Here is a 19,954-nt window from a genome sequence, read left to right on the forward strand (position 1 = left end):
ATGGGACGGACGAACCGGCCGAACCTGCCGCTTCGGATCAGCCTGGACACGGCCGGCGATCGCAGGCCTCGTCCTTCATAGCCTTCCCTCCCGGAGCTCCCGTGGCCGCACTCTCCATCCTCGATCTCGTCCGCGTCAGCCAGGAGACCGATGCGCGCGGTGCGCTCTACAATGCGCGCGATGTTGCGGTTCATGCCGAAGCCCTGGGCTATCGCCGCATCTGGGTGGCGGAGCATCACAACATGGCGGGCATCGCGAGCGCGGCGACGTCGGTGGTGATCGGTCATATCGCGGCGGGAACGACAACCATCCGCGTCGGCGCCGGCGGCATCATGCTGCCGAACCACGCGCCTTACGTGATTGCCGAGCAGTTCGGCACGCTGGCGCGGCTGTTTCCGGGCCGCATCGATCTTGGCCTTGGCCGCGCGCCGGGAACGGATCAGCTCACGCTGCGCGCCCTGCGCCGCACGCCCGAGGCGGCTGAGAATTTTCCGCAGGATGTGCTCGAGGTGCAGGCCTTCCTGGCGGAAGCCGGTCCCAACCAGCGCATCCAGGCGGTGCCGGCCGCGGGCACCAACGTGCCGCTGTGGATTCTCGGGAGCAGCAATTTCGGCGCGATGCTCGCCGCCGAGCTCGGGCTGCCCTACGCCTTCGCTTCGCATTTCGCGCCGGAGATGCTGCTCCCGGCGCTTCAGATCTACCGCAGCAGGTTCAAACCATCCGAGCAGCTCGACCGCCCCTACACCATGGTCGGCGTCAACATCATCGCCGCCGACACCGACGCCGAGGCGCGCCGGCTGGCAACGACCCAGCAGATGTCGTTCACCAACATCTTCCGCGGCGCGCGCGGCCTCAGCCAGCCGCCGATCGACGATATCGAGACCTACTGGTCGCCCGCGGAAAAAGTCCAGGCGATGCGGATGCTCGAACGCTCGATCGTCGGCTCGCCCGACACGGTTCGCGCCGGCATCGATGCGCTGGTCGCGGAGACTGCCGCCGACGAGCTGATGATCGTGTCCGACGTCTACGATCACGCCAAGCGGCTGCGATCCTTCGAGCTGATCGCCAAAGCCGGCGGGATCGCTGGCTAGCGCTTTCGCAGCTACGCTTTATCGAAAATCTCGTGCGCCGAAACCAGGATCACGTCGCCATCGAGGATCGGCTTCGCAACCTCGAAGAAGCGCGCCACGGCTTGCGAATTGTTGTGCCGGTCCATGGCCGCCTGATCCAGGTATCGCTCATAGGTCGCGAACACGCAGGGATCGGTGCCATCCTGCGACACGTAGTAGCCGACGGTGGACGGCTCATTGGCCCGCACATGATCGGCGACATCAAGCAACGCCTGCCGCATGGTGGCTTCGTGCCCTCGCTTGGCCCTGATGATCGCTGATATCGTCAACATGCTGCTGCTCCGGTTCGTGGGCGACGCCTGGCTTCCAAGACAATCCAGGGCAATTGCATATGAGATTCGAGTTGCAGCGGCATCGGCAGTCGGCTCCCTCTCCCGCTTGCGGGGGAGGGCTGGGGTGGGGGGTCTCTCCTTGAGTCATCTCGTGGAAAGAGCCCCCACCCGCCGCGCGCTGCGCGCGCGTCGGCCTCCCCCGCAAGCGGGAGAGGCGAAGGAACGCACCGCCGTCCGATCTGATTTGAATTCCCCATTCGTTCACACCCCGCTCAGCGCTTGCGCGATATCGGCCACCAGGTCCGACGGATGCTCGATCCCGATCGACAGGCGGATCGTGGAATCAAGCACGCCGATCTTCTTCCTGATATCGGCGGGCACGCCGGAATGCGTCATCGTGGCCGGCAGGCTCGCGAGCGACTCGGTGCCGCCCAGGCTCACCGCGAGCTTGAAGATTTGCAGTGAGTTGAGGAATTTCTCCGCGGCGGCCTGGCCGCCGGCGATATCGAAGGAGAACGTCGAGCCGGCACCGGAGCATTGGCTGGCGAACACGTGGCCCGCAGGCGATGCCGCGTCGTGGTGGCCGAGATAATGCACCTTCGCCACCTTCGGATGATCGCGCAGATAGTCGGCCACGACCGCCGCGTTGCGGTCGGCCTTCTCCATCCGCAGACCGAGCGTTTCAAGCGAACGGCTGATCATCCAGCAGGTGTGCGGATCGAGCTGCGTGCCGATCGCGCCGCGCAGCGCCTTGATGTCCTTCATGAGCTTCTTCGAGCCGAGCGCCGCGCCCGCGATCAAGTCGGAATGGCCGCCGACATATTTCGTCAGCGAGTACAGCGACAGATCGGCGCCGTGCTCGATCGGCCGCTGGAACACCGGCCCGAGCAGCGTGTTGTCGCAGGCGATCACCGGCGTATGGCCCTGCGTCTTGCCGATCATGTCGGCGATGCGCTTGGTAAGCGCGATATCGACCAGCCCGTTGGTCGGATTGGCCGGCGTCTCGATGAAGATCATCGACACCCTGCCCTTGCGCATCGCCTCCTCCGCCGCCGCGCGCATGGTTGCCTCGTCGATGCCGTCGGCAAAGCCCACGGCTTGAATCGAGAGCCCGGCGAGCGTCTTCGCAAACAGCGTCTCGGTGCCGCCATAGAGCGGCTGCGAATGCAGGATCACGTCGCCGGGCCGCGCGAAGGCGAGCACGGTGGTGGAGATCGCCGACATGCCCGACGAGAACAGCGCGCAGCTCTCGGTGCGCTCATAGATCGCGAGCCGGTCCTCGACGATCTCGCTGTTCGGATGATTGAAGCGCGAATAGACCAGCCCCGCTCCCATCCCTTCCGGCGGCTCGCGGCGCCCTGCGACAAAGTCGAAGAAGTCCTTGCCGTCCTCGGCGGTTCTGAACACGAAGGTCGAGGTCAGGAACACCGGCGGCTTGACCGCGCCTTCCGACAGTTGCGGATCGTAGCCGTAATTCAGCATCTGGGTTTCCGGATGCAGCACGTGATTGCCGATATGGGTCTTCGACGGAAACGGTTTCACCACGGCCTGTCTCCTTGTCCTTGAGGGAACGTCGAGCTGGCGACGACTCCAAGACTCTGCCCAAGCATACTCCAGCTTGTGCCTCTTCGGGCCAAGCCGGACAGTGCAGTCGATCAACACCGGGTGCTTTCAGTGCATGGTCGTGGCGTCTGCGTTCCTGTACTCAGGGATGGCGGCGAGCGGCATCAGCGCGGGCGCTTCGGCAGTTTCGGCAGCTTGGCGAGGTTGAACAGCGACAGAGGGCCCGGTCGGGACGGGTGCGGTGATCACGGCGGTCCCATGATGCGGTACGCCAGCCCCAATGCCTACTCTATCTCAGCCTGGCGCGCCTGATTCCAAGTTTGGCTCCGCCCTTGCCCCATAGGCGAAATCCGCCTTCGAACGCATTGGCATTGGCGCCGAACCGCACCTTTCGCGGCAGGTTGTCGAGCTTGTCGGCATTGCCGCCGCCGAGCACGACGTAATCAGGCTGGAGCGCCGCAAACAGTCGCTCCAGCACGTCGTCGACCGCCTTGCGCCATTTCTTCTTGCCGCGTCGTTTCAGGCCCGCGGCGCCGACATAGTCCTCGAACGTCTTGCCCTTGCGATACGGCATATGACCGATCTCCATCGGCTCCGGAATGCCGTCGACGATCATCGCGGAGCCGAGGCCGGTGCCCAGGCCGAGGAACAGCATGCGGCCGCCGCGGTAGCTGCCGATCGCCTGCATCAGCGCATCGTTGACGACCTTGGTCGGGCGGCCGAACGCCTTCCGGAAGTTGAAGCCGGCCCATCCGCGGCCGAGATTGTGCGGCTCCGCCAGCGGCCGGTTGTGGACCACAGGCCCGGGATATCCGATCGCGACGACGTCGTAGGACCAGTCCTTGGTCAGCGCCTTGACCTGGCGCACCATCGCCTTGGCTGACAGATCGGGACCCGACACGAACTCGCGCTTGACGCGCTCCTTGTCGGTCATGACCTTGACATGCGATCCGCCGACGTCGATCGCCAGCACCGTCGGCCGCGATCTCCGCCTTGCGCTCCGCTTTGCGGTTGCCTTCGCCATGAATGAATGAACGCCGCGTGGGGGAGCGCGTTGGATGCGCTCCCCCACCACGGCAAACAAAGCGCCGATCTTCGATCAAGTCCGGATCAAGTCATTCGGCGCTGTGAAGGTGCCGATGCCGATTACCAGCCGCGGTCCACGTTGCGGATCTCGCCGGTCCGCGAATCGACGTCGACCTTCATCCAGCGGCCGAGACGGTCGCGGCCTTCGATCTCCCATTCGTCGCCGAGGAACTCGGTATCTGACACTGTTGTAATGCCGACACCGGTCGCGACGTCGAGCGCAGCCTCCATCGACATCTGGTCACCGGAATCAAACGCCATCGCAGGCGTCGCTGCGCCAAGCGCCAGAGCTGCGACAATGGGAAGGATGAATTTTCGCATGGCTCCTCTCTCCTCTCGAACGTTGCGCTGCATAAAACGAGTGGCAATGCGATCAGTTCCGATTGTGGAGATCACGAAACCGCTGCACACCTTCGTGTTCCGACGTCTTGACTGCAGTTCCTCAATACGATCAACGCCGGCATTTTGTTCCCGATCCGACTCCATTTTGTTCACAAAGAACGAATCGGAATCGGCAGAATCGACACGAGGCAATTCCTAACAACAGGTTCTCAATACGCGATGCAGATGCACGCGACAGATCGCAGCTTGTTCGCGATCCGACTCCACTTTGTTCGCAAAGAACGAATCGGAATCGTGCAAATCGGCGCGGAGCAATTGCTAACAACAGGTTGCTTCGGTCTCCACGAGGTGCAGACGCGAATGCTGTTTGCCGATCTATTTGCAACGCGCGGCGGATGAGGCGTCACTCACCTGTCGGCTCCATCACCTCGTCATAGCGAAGCTGCGGCCGCAGCGCCCGCATCTTGCCGGCGAGCCTGCGGCTGCCGCTCTCGTCGGCGCGCGCGAGCTGGTTGGCGACGGCGACGTGGTCTTCATCGCTCTTGTGCTGATTGAGCTTCGACTGCCCCTCGATCTCGTCGACGACGAGATCGATCACCCTGATCGCCGCAAGCATCGTCTCGCGCTTGTTCGGCTCCATCTGTGCGAGGTCCCAGGGCTGCTTCGGCAGCCGTGCCTCGGCGACCGCGAGCAGCGCGTCGCCGTGGCCGCGGTTCTCGCTTGCTCTGCGCAGATGCGCGACGCCAGACAGATGCACCGCTTCATAGAGCCAGGTCGAGACATTGTCGCGCGAGGCGTACCAGTCGTTCGAGACGTAAGCATCGTCGCCGGCGACGATCAGGAGAAAACGCCGCCTGCCGTCGGCGAGCTCGACCAGCGGGTTCTTCGCCGTGAGATGGATCTGCACGATCGCGCGGCCGTCGCGCTGCGCGATCACGAAGGGCACATGCGAGCCGCGCGGCCCGCGCTCGTCGGCGGCAACGATGACGCCGAAGCCGCGTTCGGCCGCGAATCTGAGCGCACGCTGCTCCTCGATGCGGAATTGGGGACGCAGGATATGCATGAGGTGAACTCGAGGCTGGCGGATGGTCGGTGTCCGCAAGGCTAGTCTATTCTGACCGAAGGGTCACGGTTCGCGCTCACCTCAGGGCCGATGATCCGCGCCATGCGCAAGTCAAAATACAAAGCCGGAGTGTTCTTCGGTCTCACCCGTGGTCCTAGCTCCGCTTTTTTGTTACGCCGGCCTCACGGGTGCGAAACCTGCCGCGAGAATGCGGACTCGCATCCCCAGATATCACGGGTTACGCTGTCGCCATGCCAAGCACAGGAACGCCAGCATGAACGGCAACCGCTATTACGGCGTTCGCGTCGAGGGCGCCAAATACGGCGTGGGATTCGGCTCGGCGCTGGCGATCGCGATCTCCTACACCAACAACCACTCGATCCTGTGGGCGATCATCCACGGTATCCTGGGCTGGCTCTACGTGATCTATGTGGCCCTGTTCAAGTGAACCGACCTGAACGACAAAAAGCCCGCGACGAGGTCGCAGGCTTCTTGCAAGCTGGGGTGAGACGCGCATCCGCGGCCCCGGGGGCTGTGAAGGCGCGGCTGGCGCGGCGCGCGACGCTCAAGCCGCGATTGCGGTGCCGCTCAGCGGACCGTGCGACCGATGGTTTCGCTCGTGCCCGCCGCGGCCCTGATGTGCTGTCGCGGCGTCAGGACGCTGCGCTGATGCGGCGTGAGCGAATTGGCCACGGTCGGCTGTTGCTCGACATCCGCGGCGCCCAACACCTGGAGCTGGACGGCCGAGATCGGCAGGCCTGCCTTTTCATAGGTCGGCAGTTCCGCCGCGGTGGCGGCGGTGGCGGCCGTCATTGCGATCATGGCGGCCAGTGCAGTGGACAGAGACAGTTTCTTGTTTTTCATGGCAATTCTCCTGGTGGGATCGAAATACGGAGCTAGTCAACTTTTGCTGCATCGCAATCGCATGATTCTGCATCGCACAATGACGTGATAACCGCATGACCGTGATCTCCATCCAGTCGCAGGTCGCGTGGGGCCATGTCGGCACCAGCGCCGCCGCGTTCCCGATCCAGCTCCACGGCATCGACGTGATCGCAGTGCCGACCACGCTGCTCAGCAACCGGCCGGGCTATCCGACCATCCGTGGCCGGGTACTCGACGTGCAACTGGTCGCCGATCTCCTGCGCGGGATCGAGGAGCGCGGCGCCATCGACGGCGCGCAGATGATCTTGTCCGGCTATCTCGGGTCATCCGACATCGGCCAGGAGGTCGCCGACTTCGTCGCGCGCGCCAAGGCAAAGAACCCTGCGCTGCGCTATTGCTGCGATCCCGTGCTCGGCGATCGCGATCGCGGCATGTTCGTGCGCACCGACATTCCGCCGCTGGTGCGCGACGAGCTCTGTCCGCTGGCCGACATCATCACCCCCAACCATTTCGAGTTCGAGTTTCTATGCGGCGCGAAGGCCGGCACCATCGACGACGCGGTCGCGCAGGCCCGCAATCTCATCGCCCGGGGCCCTTCGACCATCGTCATCACCAGCGCAGAGCTGGCCGACACGCCCGCGGGCGAGATCGAGATGCTGGCGATCGAGCGTAGCGACGCCTGGCGGGTGCGCACGCCGCGCCTGCCGATCAGCCCGTCCGGCACCGGCGATCTGTTCGCCGCGCTGCTCGCATCGGCGCGCGTGCGCGGGCTGGCGACGCCTGATGCGCTCAGTCACGCCGCATCCGCGATCTACGGCGTGCTGGAGCGTACGGCGCTCCGGAGGACCGAGGAAATGCGCATCGTCGAAAGCGCCGAGCTGATACGTCACCCGCCGCGCCGCTTCGCGGCAGTTGCGATCGCTGCACATCCGCATCCGGGACGCGCCTCATGACCGACATCACAACCTTGCTCACCTACATGGCCGTCGTGCTCGGCCTTTTCCTTATTCCCGGCCCAGCCGTGCTGCTCGTACTGGCCCGCTCGGTCAGCGGCGGCCCGCGCGTCGGCGTCGCCACGGGGCTTGGCATCGCGCTCGGCGATCTCGTCCATACCGCGATGGCGACGTTTGGCCTGTCCGCCGTGCTGATGACGTCGGCGCTTGCGTTCTCGGTCGTGAAATATGCCGGCGTGATCTACCTGATCGTGCTCGGCATCAGCGCCCTGTTCGAGAGAAACGACGAGCTGCACCTGCCGCGCGCGCAGCCGGTCGATGGGCACCGTGCGTTCCGGCAGGCGATCGGGGCGGAGATGCTCAATCCAAAGACCGCGCTGTTCTTCCTCGCCTTCCTGCCGCAGTTCGTCCATCCCGAGCACGGCTCCGCCGTCGCGCAGTTCGCGGTGCTCGGCCTGGTGTTCGTCGCAATGAGCGCGGTCTACACCTCGCTGCTCGCGCTCGCCGCCGGCCAGATCAGTCCGTGGATCAGGCGGCATCGCAGCATCGGGCGCTGGCAGGGCCGCGTGGTCGGCACCATCTACATCGCGCTCGGCGTCCGCCTCGCCTTTCAGGAACGATGATGTCCGCGCTCAAGCCACCAGCCAGTTACGACGATTTCGCCCGTCTCGATATCCGGATCGGCAAGGTCGTCGAGGTGCAGCCGTTTCCGCGGGCGCGCAATCCGTCCTACAAGGTCGGCGTCGATGTCGGCGCCGACCGGATCATGTGGTCGAGCGCGCAGATCACCAATTACGAGCCCGCGGCACTGGTCGGCTCGCTGGTGGTCTGCGTCTGCAATTTCGCTCCGAAGAACATCGCAGGCTTCACCTCGGAGCTGCTGATCCTCGGCGCCAAGGACGCTGCGGGCCAGGTGATCGTGCTCGGCCCGCGCAGCGAGGTCGCGATCGGCGAGCCGATCTTCTGAGATCACGCGATGATCACGGCCGCTTGATTCAAATCGTTCATATTCCCCGTAGTTCTCCGATGGGGGATCGCCCGGATTCTCCGTGAGCCCGCGCCCTGCTATCTCAGCGTGTGAGAACGCGGCCACGGGAATCAGAACATGTCAGCCGTCTTTTTCCACTGCTCCGACGACCAATACGTGCTGCTCGACCGCAACGGCGCCACGATGGACCTTGCGGAGGCGCGCGAGCATGCGGAGCGCATCGTGCGCAGCTACGTCATGACGCCAAGTGCGGAAGATTGGCGCAACTGGGTCCTGCACGTCACGGACGATCTCGGCGATCAACTGTTCGAGCTGCCGTTTACGGCCGTGCTCGGCGAAGTGCACTGAGGGAGAACGGCGATGCCGCTGCGCCTCTGTCTCGCCGTCCTCGTGACCCGTTGCCAGGAGCTGATCGGCAGCGTCTGCCATCCCTATCGCCCCGAACTGCACTATATGCGCGGGCCCGGCCCGAAATGGCGCGCCCGGCATCACGCTGCGGCGCGCGATTAGTCATGCATCTTCTGCACGAGAAAAGGCCGACGGGCGTTACGCCGCCGGCCTTCTCCTGCAGTTGCCGGCTCCCGGAGTCCGGTTCCACTGCGATTCCACCTAGGCCGAGCCTGCGCCTACTCATTTAATCAAATCTTAACGACCGCGCGGTGAGCTGGATCACACTGCATCTTAGGGAACCACTCGACTCAGTGTTACCCTGTGATGCATACCGAACGAGGAACTTCGGCATGCCGTACTACACATTCGATCTTGTGGTAGGAGAAGAGTTCCGCAATCAGGGAACCATCATCCTCGAAGACTTGGGCGTCGCCTCTGATCGCGCCGATCAGCTCGCGAGCGAACTGGCCCAGGTCAAGCCAGAATTGAAGGCGCGCGGCTGCGCCGTCCGCGTGACCGATGTCGACCACCGCGAGCTCTATCGCACGCCGCTCGACCCCGTGCCGCGGTGGCGCCGGGCGAGCTAGCGTTCCCGGCTCCAGGTCTGTCGGATGGATGAGCGTCGCAAGCCGCCGTTGTCTGCGGGGGCTCTCGGGGCTCCAGCATGAATGATCCAGCGGGTGCGTCCGCTGGACCATATGATTGGTAACCGTTCCGGCTGGCTGTCAGCTTTGATGCGGTCCGCGCATCATCTTGATCGCGTCCTCAACATTGCGCCATTCGCGGGCCTCTTCCATCTCGCCCTTGCTCTCACACGCCACGGCGTTCTGCGCGGCCTCGGCGATCGCCTGCAAACCGTGCTTCTGGAGCATTTGGCGCGCGATGGTGTGGATTTGCGTCTGGGCTATCATAACGCTCTCCTCGATTGTCCTTTGCCGGAAGGTGGATTTGCATCAGAACCGCCCAACGCGACGTCTGGTTCCAAAGGACCAGGCCGAGCGCGCTGCAACCATCCAGTTCCCAGACACTGGTTCGGCGGGTTACAGAACTGTCTTCACGAACTACGGTAGCCATGGCGCAGAACATCTATGATGATCCCGGCTTCTTCGCCGGCTACAGCCAGTTGCCGCGACAGGTGCGCGGGCTTGTCGGCGCGCCGGAATGGCCAGCTATCCGTGCCATGCTACCGGATGTCGCGAACAAGCGCGCTGTCGATCTCGGTTGCGGCTTCGGCTGGGCGGCGCGCTGGATGCGTGAGCAAGGCGCATCTGCGGTGCTCGGCCTCGACCTCTCGCGGAACATGATCACGCGCGCGAGAAGCATGACCGACGAGCCGGGAATCTCATACGAGATCGCCGACCTCGAGACACTCGAGCTGCCGCAGGCGTCCTTCGATCTCGCCTACAGCGCCCTCGCCTTCCACTACGTCGAGGATTTCGGTCGGCTGGCGCGCATGCTGCATCGCGCGCTGACCCCGAGCGGCCTTCTGGTCTTTACCATCGAGCATCCCATCTACATGGCGGCCGCCCATCCGCACTGGTTGCAGGACGACGACGGCCGCAAGACTTGGCCGGTCAACCGCTACTTCATTGAAGGCGAACGCCGCACCGACTGGTACGTCAAGGGTGTGCTGAAATATCATCGCACCATCGGCACGACGCTCACCGCGCTGATCGGCGCCGGCTTCGCGCTGCGCCACGTCGAGGAGTTCTGCCCGACGCCGGAGCAGATCGCGGCTATGCCTGAACTTGCTGAGGAGCTGGAACGCCCGATGATGTTGCTGGTCTCGGCGCAGCGCTAGAACACTGATCGACCGTCACGACGAAGCCGGCGCCGCCTCACGCGGCCAGCAGCTTGTCGAACTCGTCCGGCGCGTAGGATTTTCCGTCGTTGTCGGTGATCACGACCCGCCATCCCTCGCTTGCCCAGATCCGGGCCTTGGCGACGATCAGCCAGGTGCTTTCCCGTTCAACTCTCACCGTCTCGTTGTCGCGTTCTGCGACCATCTTGTAGGCCAATGCTGAACCCTCTCCTGACGCGCGCCGATGTCGGCCTCCAGTTGGCAGCGCCTTTGGGCCGCAATTCGCCGGGAGCGTGACAATTTGGTGAAGGCCGCGCGCAGCACGGATCGAGGTCGCACCGTGGGATCGCAGTTCCTTCCGATCAACGTCATCCAGAGCGCGCCGAGCGCTGCGATAGCCGGATCGGCGGGACGTGATGCGCCCAAAAGAAGAGTGGCTAAATCTCTCTGAGCGCGTGCTCAGGCCAACGTTTCCCGTCCGCACATGGAAGAGTTCACTCCACCACGTCAAGCCTGACGTTCGCCACGCCTTTGCCAACCATGCCGAGCGATTGCGCGGCCGAATAGGACACGTCGACGATGCGACCGGGCACATAGGGTCCGCGATCATTGACGCGCACGGTCACCGAGCGGCCGGTCTTCACGTCGGTCACGCGCAGCTTGGTGCCGAACGGCAATGTCGGATGCGCAGCGGTCAATTCAGTGCCGTCGAACTTCTCTCCGCTCGCAGTCGGCTGCGCCTCGCTGTAGAAGCTCGCGAGACCTCGCGATGCAGCCTTGGTATCGCCAGCCTTGCTGCGCGATGCATAGCGCGCGTGCGTGCGCGTGACCGCAACGCGCGTGCGCGCCGGAGACGCTGCGCTCCGCGTCGGCTCGGTCCGGCTCGCGAGCGCCTGCGATCGTTCGCTGACGACGGCCGTTTGTGCGCAGGCCGCGAGCGACGCAGCGCCGATCACGGCAGCGAGCAGACGGAGCGCTTTTCGCGCATGAGCAGATGAAACCGAGAGTGCGGCGCTGGATGCGCCGCGGTTGACGTCGACGTTCGAAATAACAGCCCCGTCGCGTGACATGTTGTATCCCCAACTCGCGCCCCCAGCCCAAGCCGAAAATCCAACATCGGCCTATCACCCGAATCCAATCGGGGCGGAACGGAGGCGAACGTGGCGGGACGAGGCTTGCGCGGAGCGATTTCCGCGTGAGTGTGTTGATCTGGCCACAACCAGTGCTGGTTATTGTCGTCGACATCTCCTGAGACGGTGAGCCGGACCGCGTGCAGCCTCGCGACGTGACCGATGCCGCATCTCGACATCGTTCGCCTCGAAACGCCGGCATCAGCAACGCCGCCGCCTCAATTGGGGCGCCCCAAACTCCCCAACCTCTCCACTCTCTTGCCTTGGTTTGGTCAAACCGGACTGGAGTGGTGCGGAGGGCCAAGGGTCGATACAGGACATAAATTCGCCGGCCGCCCATTTGCGGTTTGACCTTGGACTGACAACGGGGACCGCCAAATGCAATTGACACATTCGAAGGACACGGATCCGCACGACATTTTCGCGATCGAACCTGACTTCACGCCGCGCTCGGCCCCGGCAGGCGCGGGATCGCCAGGGTTTCGCGAGCCGCACTTCGGTCCGAGCCCCTCAGCGCCTCCGTCAGTATCGCCAGTCACTGCGCCGCCTATGACCGGGGTGCCGCCGGTCGCGCCCACGGCGCCGCCGATGTATCACGCCGCCGGGACGTATCACGCCGCGGGAACCGGCGACATCAGGCTCAACCACGCGCCGTACGATCACGTGCCGCCGACCAGCAACAAGTGGGCGATCCGCATTTTCTGGTTCCTGTTCGCGATCGCCAGTGCGGCGGGCGCCGCGGCTTGGCAACACTACGGCGATCGCGCCAAGCAGATGGTGGCGGAGTGGGCTCCGCAGGTCGAGATGCTGACGTCGCTGCTTCCGGGCAAGACGGCACCTGCTGCCGACCAGGCGAGCGCGCCAGCCGCTCAGACTGCGGCTGCCGATCAGCAGGCTGCTCAAGCAGCGCCGGCGGCCTCACAACAGCAAACAGCCGCCCCGCAGCAACAAGCAGCCGCTCCGCAGCAGGACGTTGCAACCGCGGCTTCTGCGCCTTCTCCAGCACCGGACGCCGCAGCGCCGGCGGCCGCCCCCACCGCATCGACAGCGCCAGCCGCAGTCGCGGCTGCGCCGGATCAAACGCAGTTGCTGCAGTCGATGGCACACGATCTCTCGTCAATGGGGCAGCAGATCGAGCAGCTCAAGGCCAGCATTGACCAGCTCAAGGCGAGCCAGGATCAATTGTCTCAGCGCCTGGCGGCGCGGACGACCGAGACCAGGGCGGTCGAGGCGCGGCCCGCGCCGCGCCCGCGCGCCGCGACACAGCCGCACACGGCCGTCGCCCCGCCGCCGGTTCGCCGGCCGGCACAGGCGTACGTTCCGCCGCCGCCACCTGCGCCGTTGCCGCCGCCCACTGCACCGTCGTCGCAGACCATGGCGCCGCGCCCCTTGCAGTCGGCGCAGCAGCCCGCTGTCGTCGACGCAGACGACGGTGGTCCGGTGGTTCGGCCACCGATGCCGGTACGTTGAGGTTGACCCGAGTGCGGACAAGCGTCCGCAAAAACGTATGGCGGACGACGTAGCCGTCGCCCGCCATCTTTCCGCAAACGGGGCCTAGCCCGCCTGCTCCGCCCGTGGACTGCGAATTAGGCGCTCTGCCCAGGCGGCAGCACGACCACCGTCGCGCCCGGCTTGACCCGCTGGTAGAGATCGATCACGTCCGCGTTGGTCATGCGAATGCAACCGGACGAAATCGCCTGCCCGATATATTCGGGCTGATTGGTGCCGTGGATGCGATAGAGCGTGTCCTTGTTGTCCTGGTAGAGATAGATGCCGCGTGCGCCGAGCGGATTGGCCGGTCCGCCGGGGACGCGCGCCGGGTACGGCCCGAGCCGCGCCTGGATCTCCTTGGTCGGAACCCAGTCCGGCCATTCCGCCATACGGCCGACGGTGGCGACCCCGGAGAAGGCCATCGCCTCCTCGCCGACGGCGACTCCGTAGCGGATCGCCTTGCCTCCCGGCAGCACGTAATAGAGGTAGCGCGCGTCGGTATCGACCAGGATCGTGCCCGGTTGCTCGCGGCGCGTGTACTGGACGATGTGGCGCTGGAACTGCTCGGGGATACTGGCCCGCGCATAAGGCGGGTGCGCCAGCAATTGCCTGTCACGCGGCGTCATCGCGGCATCGGATACGGGCGCGAGCGTCGCTTGCATGCAACCGCCGAGCGCGAGCGATCCTCCCAGCACCACAACAAGCCCCAACTTCGACACGATCATTCTCCCCTGCGACAACTTGTGCCACCTGTGGCCGAAATCGTGCTCAAATCGTGGCAAGCCTGCCCGGAACACATCCGTTTGATCTGTTCTTTCCGCGAGTGTGTCCTGGCGGTTGCAGTGAGTTCCCGCGGACGCTAGCCTTGCGAAAAATCGGGAGGATTTGATGCGATATGCACTGATGTTCGCAGGCTTGATCATGGCTGCAACGCCGGCTCACGCCGCCGACCCGCACGAGGCCTATGTGACGATGGTGCTGCAAGCCTTTGCCGCAAAGGTCGAATGCCCCGGCACCGATCTCGTCTATCAGGACCTCGTGCAGAAAGCGCAGGAGCTGCATCTGCCTGACGGCACCACCGAGCAGGTGCGCAAGGCGATCGCCTATATGCACACCGGCGGCAAGATGGGCGAGAAGCAATCCGACACGTTGATGCGAGAGGTCGCGATCGCAACGCAAACCACCGATCTCGACCAACGCCGCCTCGGCATGACGACCTGGTGTCACGACCAGAAGTCACGGCTGGCGGGCTACATCAGGACCAAGGAGTAGCTGCTGAACCTCACTCCAGCTCGGGCGGCGCAAACCAGTTGGTGAGCGACAAGCCGCCGTCGACCACGATCGACGCGCCGGTGACGTAGCCGGACAGCCTGTTCGACAACACCGCAAGCGCCATTGGCGCGAGATCCTCCGCAGCGCCAAGCCGCCCAAGCGGGATATGTCGCGCAAGCGCAGGATCCGCGACGAAGCCGCCGGCCGCGATCGCACCGGGCACCAGCGCGTTGACTCGGATGCCATAGCGGCCCCAGCTCTTGGCAAGCTCCTTCACCAGCATGGCCATGCCGGCCTTCGCCGTCGAGTAGTGCGGCAGATTGCGCGGCGTGGCGGCATGCAGCGAGGTAAGCAGCAGGAACGAGCCGGGTGTCTTCGCTGCGATGAGCCTGCGCGCCAGCTCGCGTGACAGGTGAAAGCCGGCATCGAGATTGACCGCGTGCATCTGCCGCCAGGTCTCCTCGTCAACCATCATCGCGTGGTCGGCCTCGCGCCGCGGCGGCGAAGCGCTGTGCACGAAGTGCGTCACCTGGCCGACCGTCACTTGCGCGTGGGCCAGCAGCGCGTCGCACGCTTCACGATGAGCGAGATCGCCGACCCAGGGTATCGCGAGCTCGGGACGGGGCGAATGCTTGATCGCGGCGGCGACCCGGTCCTCGTGCAGATCGGCAAAGACGGTGCGCACGCCCTCACCGACCAGCGCCTGCGCGATGGCGCGGCCGATGCCGTTGCCCGCGCCGGCCACCAGTGCCACCTCGCGTGCCGGGTCAAACGGTGAACTGAAGAGGCTCATGATCTCCGACCTCCGAAAGTCGCGGGCGCGTTGCCGTCAATATGGCGGCGCCTTGCGCGCCCGCTGTGCCTTGGCTGCTTCCATCCACCAGGCGAGATCATCGGCAAAGCGGGGGAAGGCATGCTCCAGCGCCTTGCCGCCGTCACCGATCGGCTTGCCTTCGGCCGACAAGGACTGGCCGATCGGACCGGCCGCGATCGTGCTCGACACCACCACCATGCCCATCTCCGAGAGCGTGCCGTGCCACGCCGTCGCAGCGCGCGCGCCGGCGAAACGCCCGGCCGAATAGCTCGCGATCGCGGCCGGGCGCCAGAACCATTCTTCCAGGAAATGATCGGTGAGATTCTTCAGCCCGGGCTGAACGCCCCAATTGTACTCGCCGGTGACGAACAGGAAGCCGTCGGCTGCACGGATCTTGCCGGCGAGCGTCTCAAGTGCGGCCGGCGCCTGTCCCTTGGGATATTCCTTGTACATCCGATCCAGCATCGGCAGGCCGATCGCCTTGGCATCGATCAGTTCGACATCGTCGCCGCGCGCGCGAAAGCCGTCGACGACGAAGTGGGCCAACCGAATGCCCATGCGGTCGGAGCGATAGGAGCCGTAGAGAACGAGAATGCGATGGGACATGACCGGCCGATCCTATCATCCTGCAGCGAACCCGTCCTGCGCCACCACGGACAAGCCGTTAACCGCCACTGAGGCCCGTTTTCCCGCTGTTAATCAATCCCCGACCGGCTACCCGGCGCGGGCCCAAAATTGCCAGATTCGTTTTTGGATATGCATGTGCTTCGAGAAGGAGAACCCCGACATGCGGATCGCAAGGCTGGTTGTCGCCGCGTCGCTCGCAGCCGTCGCTGCAATTGGCGCGCCCGTGCTGGCGAAGAGTTCCGACCGGCAGAAAGCCGACGAAAAAACTGCCACATCCGTGGGCTGCCAAGCCTACCAGCAGGCCGCTGACGGTACTTGGACGCAGCTTCCCTGTGGCGAGGCCGGATCGAGCGGCGCGACGCAGCATCGTAGCGCGACCAAGGGCGCGGACGAGGACGAGCACTGACCTCAAGGCCGCGCAAGCCGACGAGCCCGCGGCCTGATCGGATTCGACTTTCGGCCTAGCCCTGACATGGCTGAGATGCGGCGCCGCGCCGGATCGTCAACCCAAGCTTAATGTGCGCCCGGTACGGTTGAGGCTCTCACCTCACTCTCGTCCAGAAGGGCGCACAGCACATGAAAATCGGTACTCTCCTGACGACCGCGATCGTCTCCCTTTCCGCGGTCGGTGGCGGCCTTGCGGCTTATGTCGCCGTGACGAAGTACCAGACGATGGACAAGGTTTCGATCGCACAGAGCCGGCTCGAAATCGTCCGCGCCGTCGGCGACATTCCGCGCTACATGAACCCGGAGCGCGGCTATTCCACGAACCTGCTGTTCAGCACCGGCGCGATTGACCAGACCCAACTCGCCGGCCTCGACAAGCTGCGTCATCTGACCGACGGCGCGCTTGCCAAGGTCAATCAGGTGCGCGCCGCCCTGCCCGGCTCACTCGACGACGGCGAGACGGTTGCGAGCGCGATCGATGCGCTGAAGGCGAAGTTTGCCGCGCTCCGCGACTCGATCCAGACCGCGATCGCGGGGCCCGTCGACGCCCGCCGTGCCGCCGCCACCAAGATCGTCGCCGACAACTCCGTGTTCAACGCCGGCGTGACCACGCTGCTCGACGAGCAGGTGCGCCGGCTCGCCGGCCTCGACGGCAACGCCTTTCGCCAGGCCAATTACGCCAACGTCGCCTGGACCCTGCGCGATATCGGCGGTCTCGATGCCAGCCTGCACAAGGCGCTGGTCGGCGCTCGCCGCCCCGCTACCGAGCCCGAGAAGATGGAGCTGTTCCGCAGCAGCGGCAGGACCCAGCAGATCCTCACGACGCTGCAGGAGCTGCGCAACAATCCCGCCACGCCCGCAAACGTCATGACCGCGCTCGGCAAGATGCAGGCCGACTATGTCGAGCGCTTCGGCAAGGCGCTGAAGCTCGCCAAGGAGGGTGCGCTGTCCGGCAAATATGAGCAGGATGTCGATAGCTACTACGCGGAGTCGCAGGTCGGCCTTGCCTCCATCGTCGGCGTCCGCGACGCCTTCTATGACAACGCCGAACAAGGCCTTGCCGCCGCGTATTCGTCGGCGCGCTTCAGCTTCGTGGTGGCGCTGATCGGATTGATCGCGGTCGCCGCGATGAGCGCCGGCCTCATCGTCGTGGTCCGCCGCCGGATCCTCACCCCGATCGCCGCCCTCACCGGCCGCATGTCGAGCCTTGCCGCGGGCGACGTCGCCGCGGAGATTCCGGGCGCGGCCCGCAACGACGAGATCGGCGCGATGGCCGCTGCGGTGCAGGTGTTCAAGGACAACAAGATCGAGGCCGACCGCCTCGCCGCCGAAAAGGAAGCCGAGAACGACATCAAGATGCGCCGTGCGCGCGTGCTCGACGATCTCACCCGTGGGTTCGAAATCAAGGTCACGGAACTGGTCGGCGGACTGTCCTCGGCCTCCGGCGTCATGGAGGATACCGCGCGCTCGATGTCCTCGACCGCGACGACGACCAACCGCCAGGCTGCCGTGGTCGCCGCCGCATCGGAGCAGACCTCGACAAACGTGCAGACGGTGGCGAGCGCGACCGAGGAACTGACCTCCTCGATCTCGGAGATCGCACGCCAGGTCGCGACCTCGACCGAGATCGCAGCGCGCGCGGTCGATCATGCCCGCCGTACCGGCGACACCGCCCGCTCGCTCGCCGAAGGCGCGCAGAAGATCGGCGACGTCGTGACGCTGATCCAGAGCATCGCCGCACAGACCAACCTGCTGGCGCTCAACGCGACCATCGAGGCAGCGCGCGCCGGCGAAGCCGGCCGCGGCTTCGCCGTCGTCGCCTCGGAGGTGAAATCGCTGGCCGGTCAGACCGCCAAGGCAACCACCGAGATCTCCGAACAGATCACTGCGATCCAAACCGCGAGCGACGAGACAGTCACCGCGATCAGGAACGTCGTCGACGTCATCACCGAGATCGACCAGATCGGCACCGCCATTGCCGCGGCGATCGAGGAGCAGGGCTCGGCGACCCAGGAGATCGCGCGCAGCGTCCAGGAGGCCGCGCGCGGCACTCAGGAGGTCAACTCCAACATCTCCGGCGTCCAACGCGCTGCCGACGACACCGGTGCCGCGGCCACGCAGGTGCTTGGCGCGGCCGAGCAGCTTTCGACGCAGTCGAAGGATCTGGCCGGCCAGGTCAATCGCTTCCTGTCCGACGTGCGCGCCGCGTAATCAGCGGCACGCCGCGATGAAGGATCATCGAGGCTCTCTCCACGTCATTGCTCCTCGCAATGACCGGTTCGAGAGCGTGGGTGCCCTCTAACCGCCGCGCAGCCCGAGCACGCGGCGGGCGATCGCCTGGCGATGGACTTCGCTCGGACCCTCGTACATGCGCATCAGGCGGGCCTTCTGCCAGAGCGCATTGAGCGGCAGCTCCAGCGTCATGCCGAGCGCGCCGAGCGTCTGCATGGCGTGGTCGCACGCCTCATAGGCCATTTCGGTCGCGAACACCTTGATCATCGACGCTTCGTGCCGGATGTCCTCGCCGCGATCCGTTTTGTCGGCGGCGTCACGCACCATCAGCCGGCAGGCATGCATGCGGGTTGAGATGTCGGCGATCCACCACTGGATCGCCTGGCGCTCGGCGAGCTTGACGCCGAACGTCTCGCGCTGCTTGGCGTGCTCGCACAGCATGTCGAGCGCGCGCCTGGTGATGCCGATGCAGGTCGATCCCATCTCGAGCCGCCGCGTGCGCAGGCGTAGCTGCATCGGTGCGTAGCCCTTGCCGACCTCGCCGAGCACCGAGTCCTTCGGGATGCGGCAGTTGTCGAACACGATCTCGTAGGTCGAGCCGCCGCCGAGCATCGGGATCTCGCGCTCGATGATGAAGCCCGGCGTCCCCTTCTCGACGATGAACGAGGTGATGCCGCCCTGCCGCTGATCGCTGCCGACGCGCGCCATCACGATGATGAAGTCGGCGATACGCGCGTTGCTGATCCAGATCTTGCGGCCGTTGATCACCCACTCGTCGCCCTCGAGCACCGCGCGTGTCTTCATGCCTGCCGGATCGCCGCCGGCGCCGGGCTCGGAGATCGCGATCGCCGAACTCATCCGGCCCTCGATGTAGGGCTGCATGTATTTCTTCTTCTGTGCGTCGGTGCCGACCGCCTGCAGCATGCGCAGGTTCGGCGTGTCCGGCGGCAACCCGAACGGCACGCAGCTACGGCCGAGCTCCTCGTTCACCGCCGCCATCGTCCGCGTCGGCAAATCGTGGCCGCCGAGATCCTCGGGCGCGTCGAGGCCCCACAATCCGAGCTCCTTCGAAACATCGCGCAGCCGCTTGCGCTGCTCTGGCGTCAGTTCGGGATGATCGCTGCCCGGCAGTCGCGATTTCAGATATTGCGGCTCGAGCGGAATGAGTTCGCGATCGACGAATTTCGCGACCGTCTCGCGGATCATGGCTGTTTGTTCATCATCGCTCATCTGAGATCCTCGCCTGCGCTGTTGTGTTTCAGGACACCAGTAGCGCATTTTGAAGCGGCGCAAACAGCGGAAACTGCACGTCGGCCGCGGCGCAGGCGGCAGGTTTCACGATGCGGAATTCAATATCCCGCGACGCGGTCAGCAATCGCGCAATTGCGCCGGGAGGCATGTCGAGCGCCCGATCACACTGCGCGACATCGTTCGCCTTGAGGAAGTGACGCTCGACGCCGGCACGCGG

General features: G+C 65.1%; 26 protein-coding genes. 13 read left to right on the forward strand and 13 right to left on the reverse strand.

What is annotated here, in order from left to right:
* The first annotated feature begins 101 nt into the window (after nt 1–101).
* The gene (locus P6U30_RS20325) at nt 102–1,091 is read left to right on the forward strand and encodes an LLM class flavin-dependent oxidoreductase (RefSeq protein WP_407164715.1); all 990 of its coding nucleotides are present in this window, start codon (nt 102–104) and stop codon (nt 1,089–1,091) included.
* Between the two features lie 11 nt (nt 1,092–1,102).
* Here P6U30_RS20325 and P6U30_RS20330 read toward each other — a convergent pair whose 3' ends face one another.
* From P6U30_RS20330 to P6U30_RS20350, 5 genes are all read right to left on the reverse strand, one after another.
* Complete coding sequence (locus P6U30_RS20330; protein WP_407164716.1) at nt 1,103–1,402, reverse strand: putative quinol monooxygenase; 300 nt, start codon at nt 1,400–1,402, stop codon at nt 1,103–1,105.
* A 261-nt stretch (nt 1,403–1,663) separates the two neighbouring features.
* The gene (locus tag P6U30_RS20335) at nt 1,664–2,947 is read right to left on the reverse strand and encodes a cystathionine gamma-synthase family protein (protein ID WP_407164717.1); all 1,284 of its coding nucleotides are present in this window, start codon (nt 2,945–2,947) and stop codon (nt 1,664–1,666) included.
* 307 nt (nt 2,948–3,254) lie between these two features.
* A complete protein-coding gene (locus P6U30_RS20340) occupies nt 3,255–3,989 on the reverse strand; it encodes an ROK family protein (protein WP_407164718.1) in 735 nt (244 codons plus the stop codon).
* Between the two features lie 122 nt (nt 3,990–4,111).
* Entirely contained in the window at nt 4,112–4,372 is a 261-nt protein-coding gene (locus tag P6U30_RS20345) for a PepSY domain-containing protein (RefSeq protein WP_407164719.1), read from the reverse strand.
* 424 nt (nt 4,373–4,796) lie between these two features.
* A complete protein-coding gene (locus tag P6U30_RS20350) occupies nt 4,797–5,456 on the reverse strand; it encodes an FMN-binding negative transcriptional regulator (protein WP_407164720.1) in 660 nt (219 codons plus the stop codon).
* Nucleotides 5,457–5,730: 274 nt separating this feature from the next.
* Here P6U30_RS20350 and P6U30_RS20355 point away from each other — a divergent pair, with 274 nt between their 5' ends.
* Nucleotides 5,731–5,904: a hypothetical protein gene (locus tag P6U30_RS20355; protein WP_280971857.1), complete on the forward strand. Its 174-nt coding sequence runs from the start codon at nt 5,731–5,733 to the stop codon at nt 5,902–5,904.
* A gap of 140 nt (nt 5,905–6,044) precedes the next feature.
* Here the strand turns inward: P6U30_RS20355 and P6U30_RS20360 are convergent, their stop codons facing one another.
* Entirely contained in the window at nt 6,045–6,320 is a 276-nt protein-coding gene (locus P6U30_RS20360; protein ID WP_407164721.1) for a hypothetical protein, read from the reverse strand.
* A 95-nt stretch (nt 6,321–6,415) separates the two neighbouring features.
* Between P6U30_RS20360 and pdxY the strand changes: the two genes are divergently transcribed.
* The 6 genes from pdxY to P6U30_RS20390 all read left to right on the forward strand — a co-directional run bounded on the left by pdxY (nt 6,416) and on the right by P6U30_RS20390 (nt 9,259).
* A complete protein-coding gene (gene pdxY, locus P6U30_RS20365; protein WP_407164722.1) occupies nt 6,416–7,294 on the forward strand; it encodes a pyridoxal kinase PdxY in 879 nt (292 codons plus the stop codon).
* Nucleotides 7,291–7,917, forward strand: coding sequence for a LysE family translocator (locus P6U30_RS20370; RefSeq protein WP_407164723.1), 627 nt, complete (start codon nt 7,291–7,293; stop codon nt 7,915–7,917). Before pdxY ends, P6U30_RS20370 begins: the two co-directional genes overlap by 4 nt.
* Nucleotides 7,917–8,261, forward strand: coding sequence for a tRNA-binding protein (locus P6U30_RS20375; protein ID WP_407164724.1), 345 nt, complete (start codon nt 7,917–7,919; stop codon nt 8,259–8,261). The genes P6U30_RS20370 and P6U30_RS20375 overlap by 1 nt, the downstream gene beginning before the upstream one ends.
* A gap of 138 nt (nt 8,262–8,399) precedes the next feature.
* Complete coding sequence (locus P6U30_RS20380) at nt 8,400–8,630, forward strand: DUF6894 family protein (protein ID WP_407164725.1); 231 nt, start codon at nt 8,400–8,402, stop codon at nt 8,628–8,630.
* A 12-nt stretch (nt 8,631–8,642) separates the two neighbouring features.
* Nucleotides 8,643–8,792 carry a hypothetical protein gene (locus tag P6U30_RS20385; protein ID WP_407164726.1) on the forward strand — a complete coding sequence of 50 codons (150 nt, stop codon included), beginning with the start codon at nt 8,643–8,645 and terminating at the stop codon, nt 8,790–8,792.
* A gap of 230 nt (nt 8,793–9,022) precedes the next feature.
* Nucleotides 9,023–9,259: a DUF6894 family protein gene (locus P6U30_RS20390; RefSeq protein WP_407164727.1), complete on the forward strand. Its 237-nt coding sequence runs from the start codon at nt 9,023–9,025 to the stop codon at nt 9,257–9,259.
* 138 nt (nt 9,260–9,397) lie between these two features.
* On the opposite strand, the gene P6U30_RS20395 is transcribed toward P6U30_RS20390, so the two are convergent.
* Nucleotides 9,398–9,583 (reverse strand): hypothetical protein, encoded by a 186-nt coding sequence (locus tag P6U30_RS20395; RefSeq protein WP_407164728.1) that lies wholly within the window; start codon nt 9,581–9,583, stop codon nt 9,398–9,400.
* 161 nt (nt 9,584–9,744) lie between these two features.
* On the opposite strand from P6U30_RS20395, the gene P6U30_RS20400 reads away from it, so the two are divergent.
* Nucleotides 9,745–10,473 carry a methyltransferase domain-containing protein gene (locus P6U30_RS20400; RefSeq protein ID WP_407164729.1) on the forward strand — a complete coding sequence of 243 codons (729 nt, stop codon included), beginning with the start codon at nt 9,745–9,747 and terminating at the stop codon, nt 10,471–10,473.
* Between the two features lie 37 nt (nt 10,474–10,510).
* Here the strand turns inward: P6U30_RS20400 and P6U30_RS20405 are convergent, their stop codons facing one another.
* Together P6U30_RS20405 and P6U30_RS20410 are read right to left on the reverse strand one after the other, a co-directional pair.
* Complete coding sequence (locus tag P6U30_RS20405; protein ID WP_407146525.1) at nt 10,511–10,690, reverse strand: hypothetical protein; 180 nt, start codon at nt 10,688–10,690, stop codon at nt 10,511–10,513.
* Nucleotides 10,691–10,967: 277 nt separating this feature from the next.
* The gene (locus P6U30_RS20410) at nt 10,968–11,543 is read right to left on the reverse strand and encodes a septal ring lytic transglycosylase RlpA family protein (protein WP_407164730.1); all 576 of its coding nucleotides are present in this window, start codon (nt 11,541–11,543) and stop codon (nt 10,968–10,970) included.
* Nucleotides 11,544–12,152: 609 nt separating this feature from the next.
* Here P6U30_RS20410 and P6U30_RS20415 point away from each other — a divergent pair.
* The gene (locus P6U30_RS20415) at nt 12,153–13,073 is read left to right on the forward strand and encodes a hypothetical protein (protein ID WP_407164731.1); all 921 of its coding nucleotides are present in this window, start codon (nt 12,153–12,155) and stop codon (nt 13,071–13,073) included.
* Between the two features lie 116 nt (nt 13,074–13,189).
* Here the strand turns inward: P6U30_RS20415 and P6U30_RS20420 are convergent, their stop codons facing one another.
* The gene (locus tag P6U30_RS20420) at nt 13,190–13,819 is read right to left on the reverse strand and encodes a L,D-transpeptidase (RefSeq protein ID WP_407164732.1); all 630 of its coding nucleotides are present in this window, start codon (nt 13,817–13,819) and stop codon (nt 13,190–13,192) included.
* A gap of 163 nt (nt 13,820–13,982) precedes the next feature.
* Between P6U30_RS20420 and P6U30_RS20425 the strand changes: the two genes are divergently transcribed.
* Entirely contained in the window at nt 13,983–14,366 is a 384-nt protein-coding gene (locus P6U30_RS20425; protein ID WP_407164733.1) for a hypothetical protein, read from the forward strand.
* Between the two features lie 10 nt (nt 14,367–14,376).
* On the opposite strand, the gene P6U30_RS20430 is transcribed toward P6U30_RS20425, so the two are convergent.
* Together P6U30_RS20430 and P6U30_RS20435 are read right to left on the reverse strand one after the other, a co-directional pair.
* Nucleotides 14,377–15,159 carry an SDR family NAD(P)-dependent oxidoreductase gene (locus tag P6U30_RS20430; protein WP_407164734.1) on the reverse strand — a complete coding sequence of 261 codons (783 nt, stop codon included), beginning with the start codon at nt 15,157–15,159 and terminating at the stop codon, nt 14,377–14,379.
* Nucleotides 15,160–15,195: 36 nt separating this feature from the next.
* Entirely contained in the window at nt 15,196–15,786 is a 591-nt protein-coding gene (locus P6U30_RS20435) for an NADPH-dependent FMN reductase (protein WP_407164735.1), read from the reverse strand.
* Between P6U30_RS20435 and P6U30_RS20440 the strand changes: the two genes are divergently transcribed.
* Nucleotides 15,785–16,213, forward strand: coding sequence for a hypothetical protein (locus P6U30_RS20440; RefSeq protein ID WP_407164736.1), 429 nt, complete (start codon nt 15,785–15,787; stop codon nt 16,211–16,213). The genes P6U30_RS20435 and P6U30_RS20440 overlap by 2 nt on opposite strands.
* Before the next feature lie 170 nt (nt 16,214–16,383).
* Nucleotides 16,384–18,465, forward strand: a complete 2,082-nt coding sequence (locus tag P6U30_RS20445) for a methyl-accepting chemotaxis protein (protein ID WP_407164737.1) — start codon at nt 16,384–16,386, stop codon at nt 18,463–18,465.
* An 87-nt stretch (nt 18,466–18,552) separates the two neighbouring features.
* Here the strand turns inward: P6U30_RS20445 and P6U30_RS20450 are convergent, their stop codons facing one another.
* Nucleotides 18,553–19,716 carry an acyl-CoA dehydrogenase family protein gene (locus P6U30_RS20450; protein ID WP_407164738.1) on the reverse strand — a complete coding sequence of 388 codons (1,164 nt, stop codon included), beginning with the start codon at nt 19,714–19,716 and terminating at the stop codon, nt 18,553–18,555.
* Nucleotides 19,717–19,954 lie beyond the last annotated feature (238 nt).

The organism is Bradyrhizobium sp. ORS 111 (genome assembly GCF_045571485.1).
Classification (GTDB): domain Bacteria; phylum Pseudomonadota; class Alphaproteobacteria; order Rhizobiales; family Xanthobacteraceae; genus Bradyrhizobium.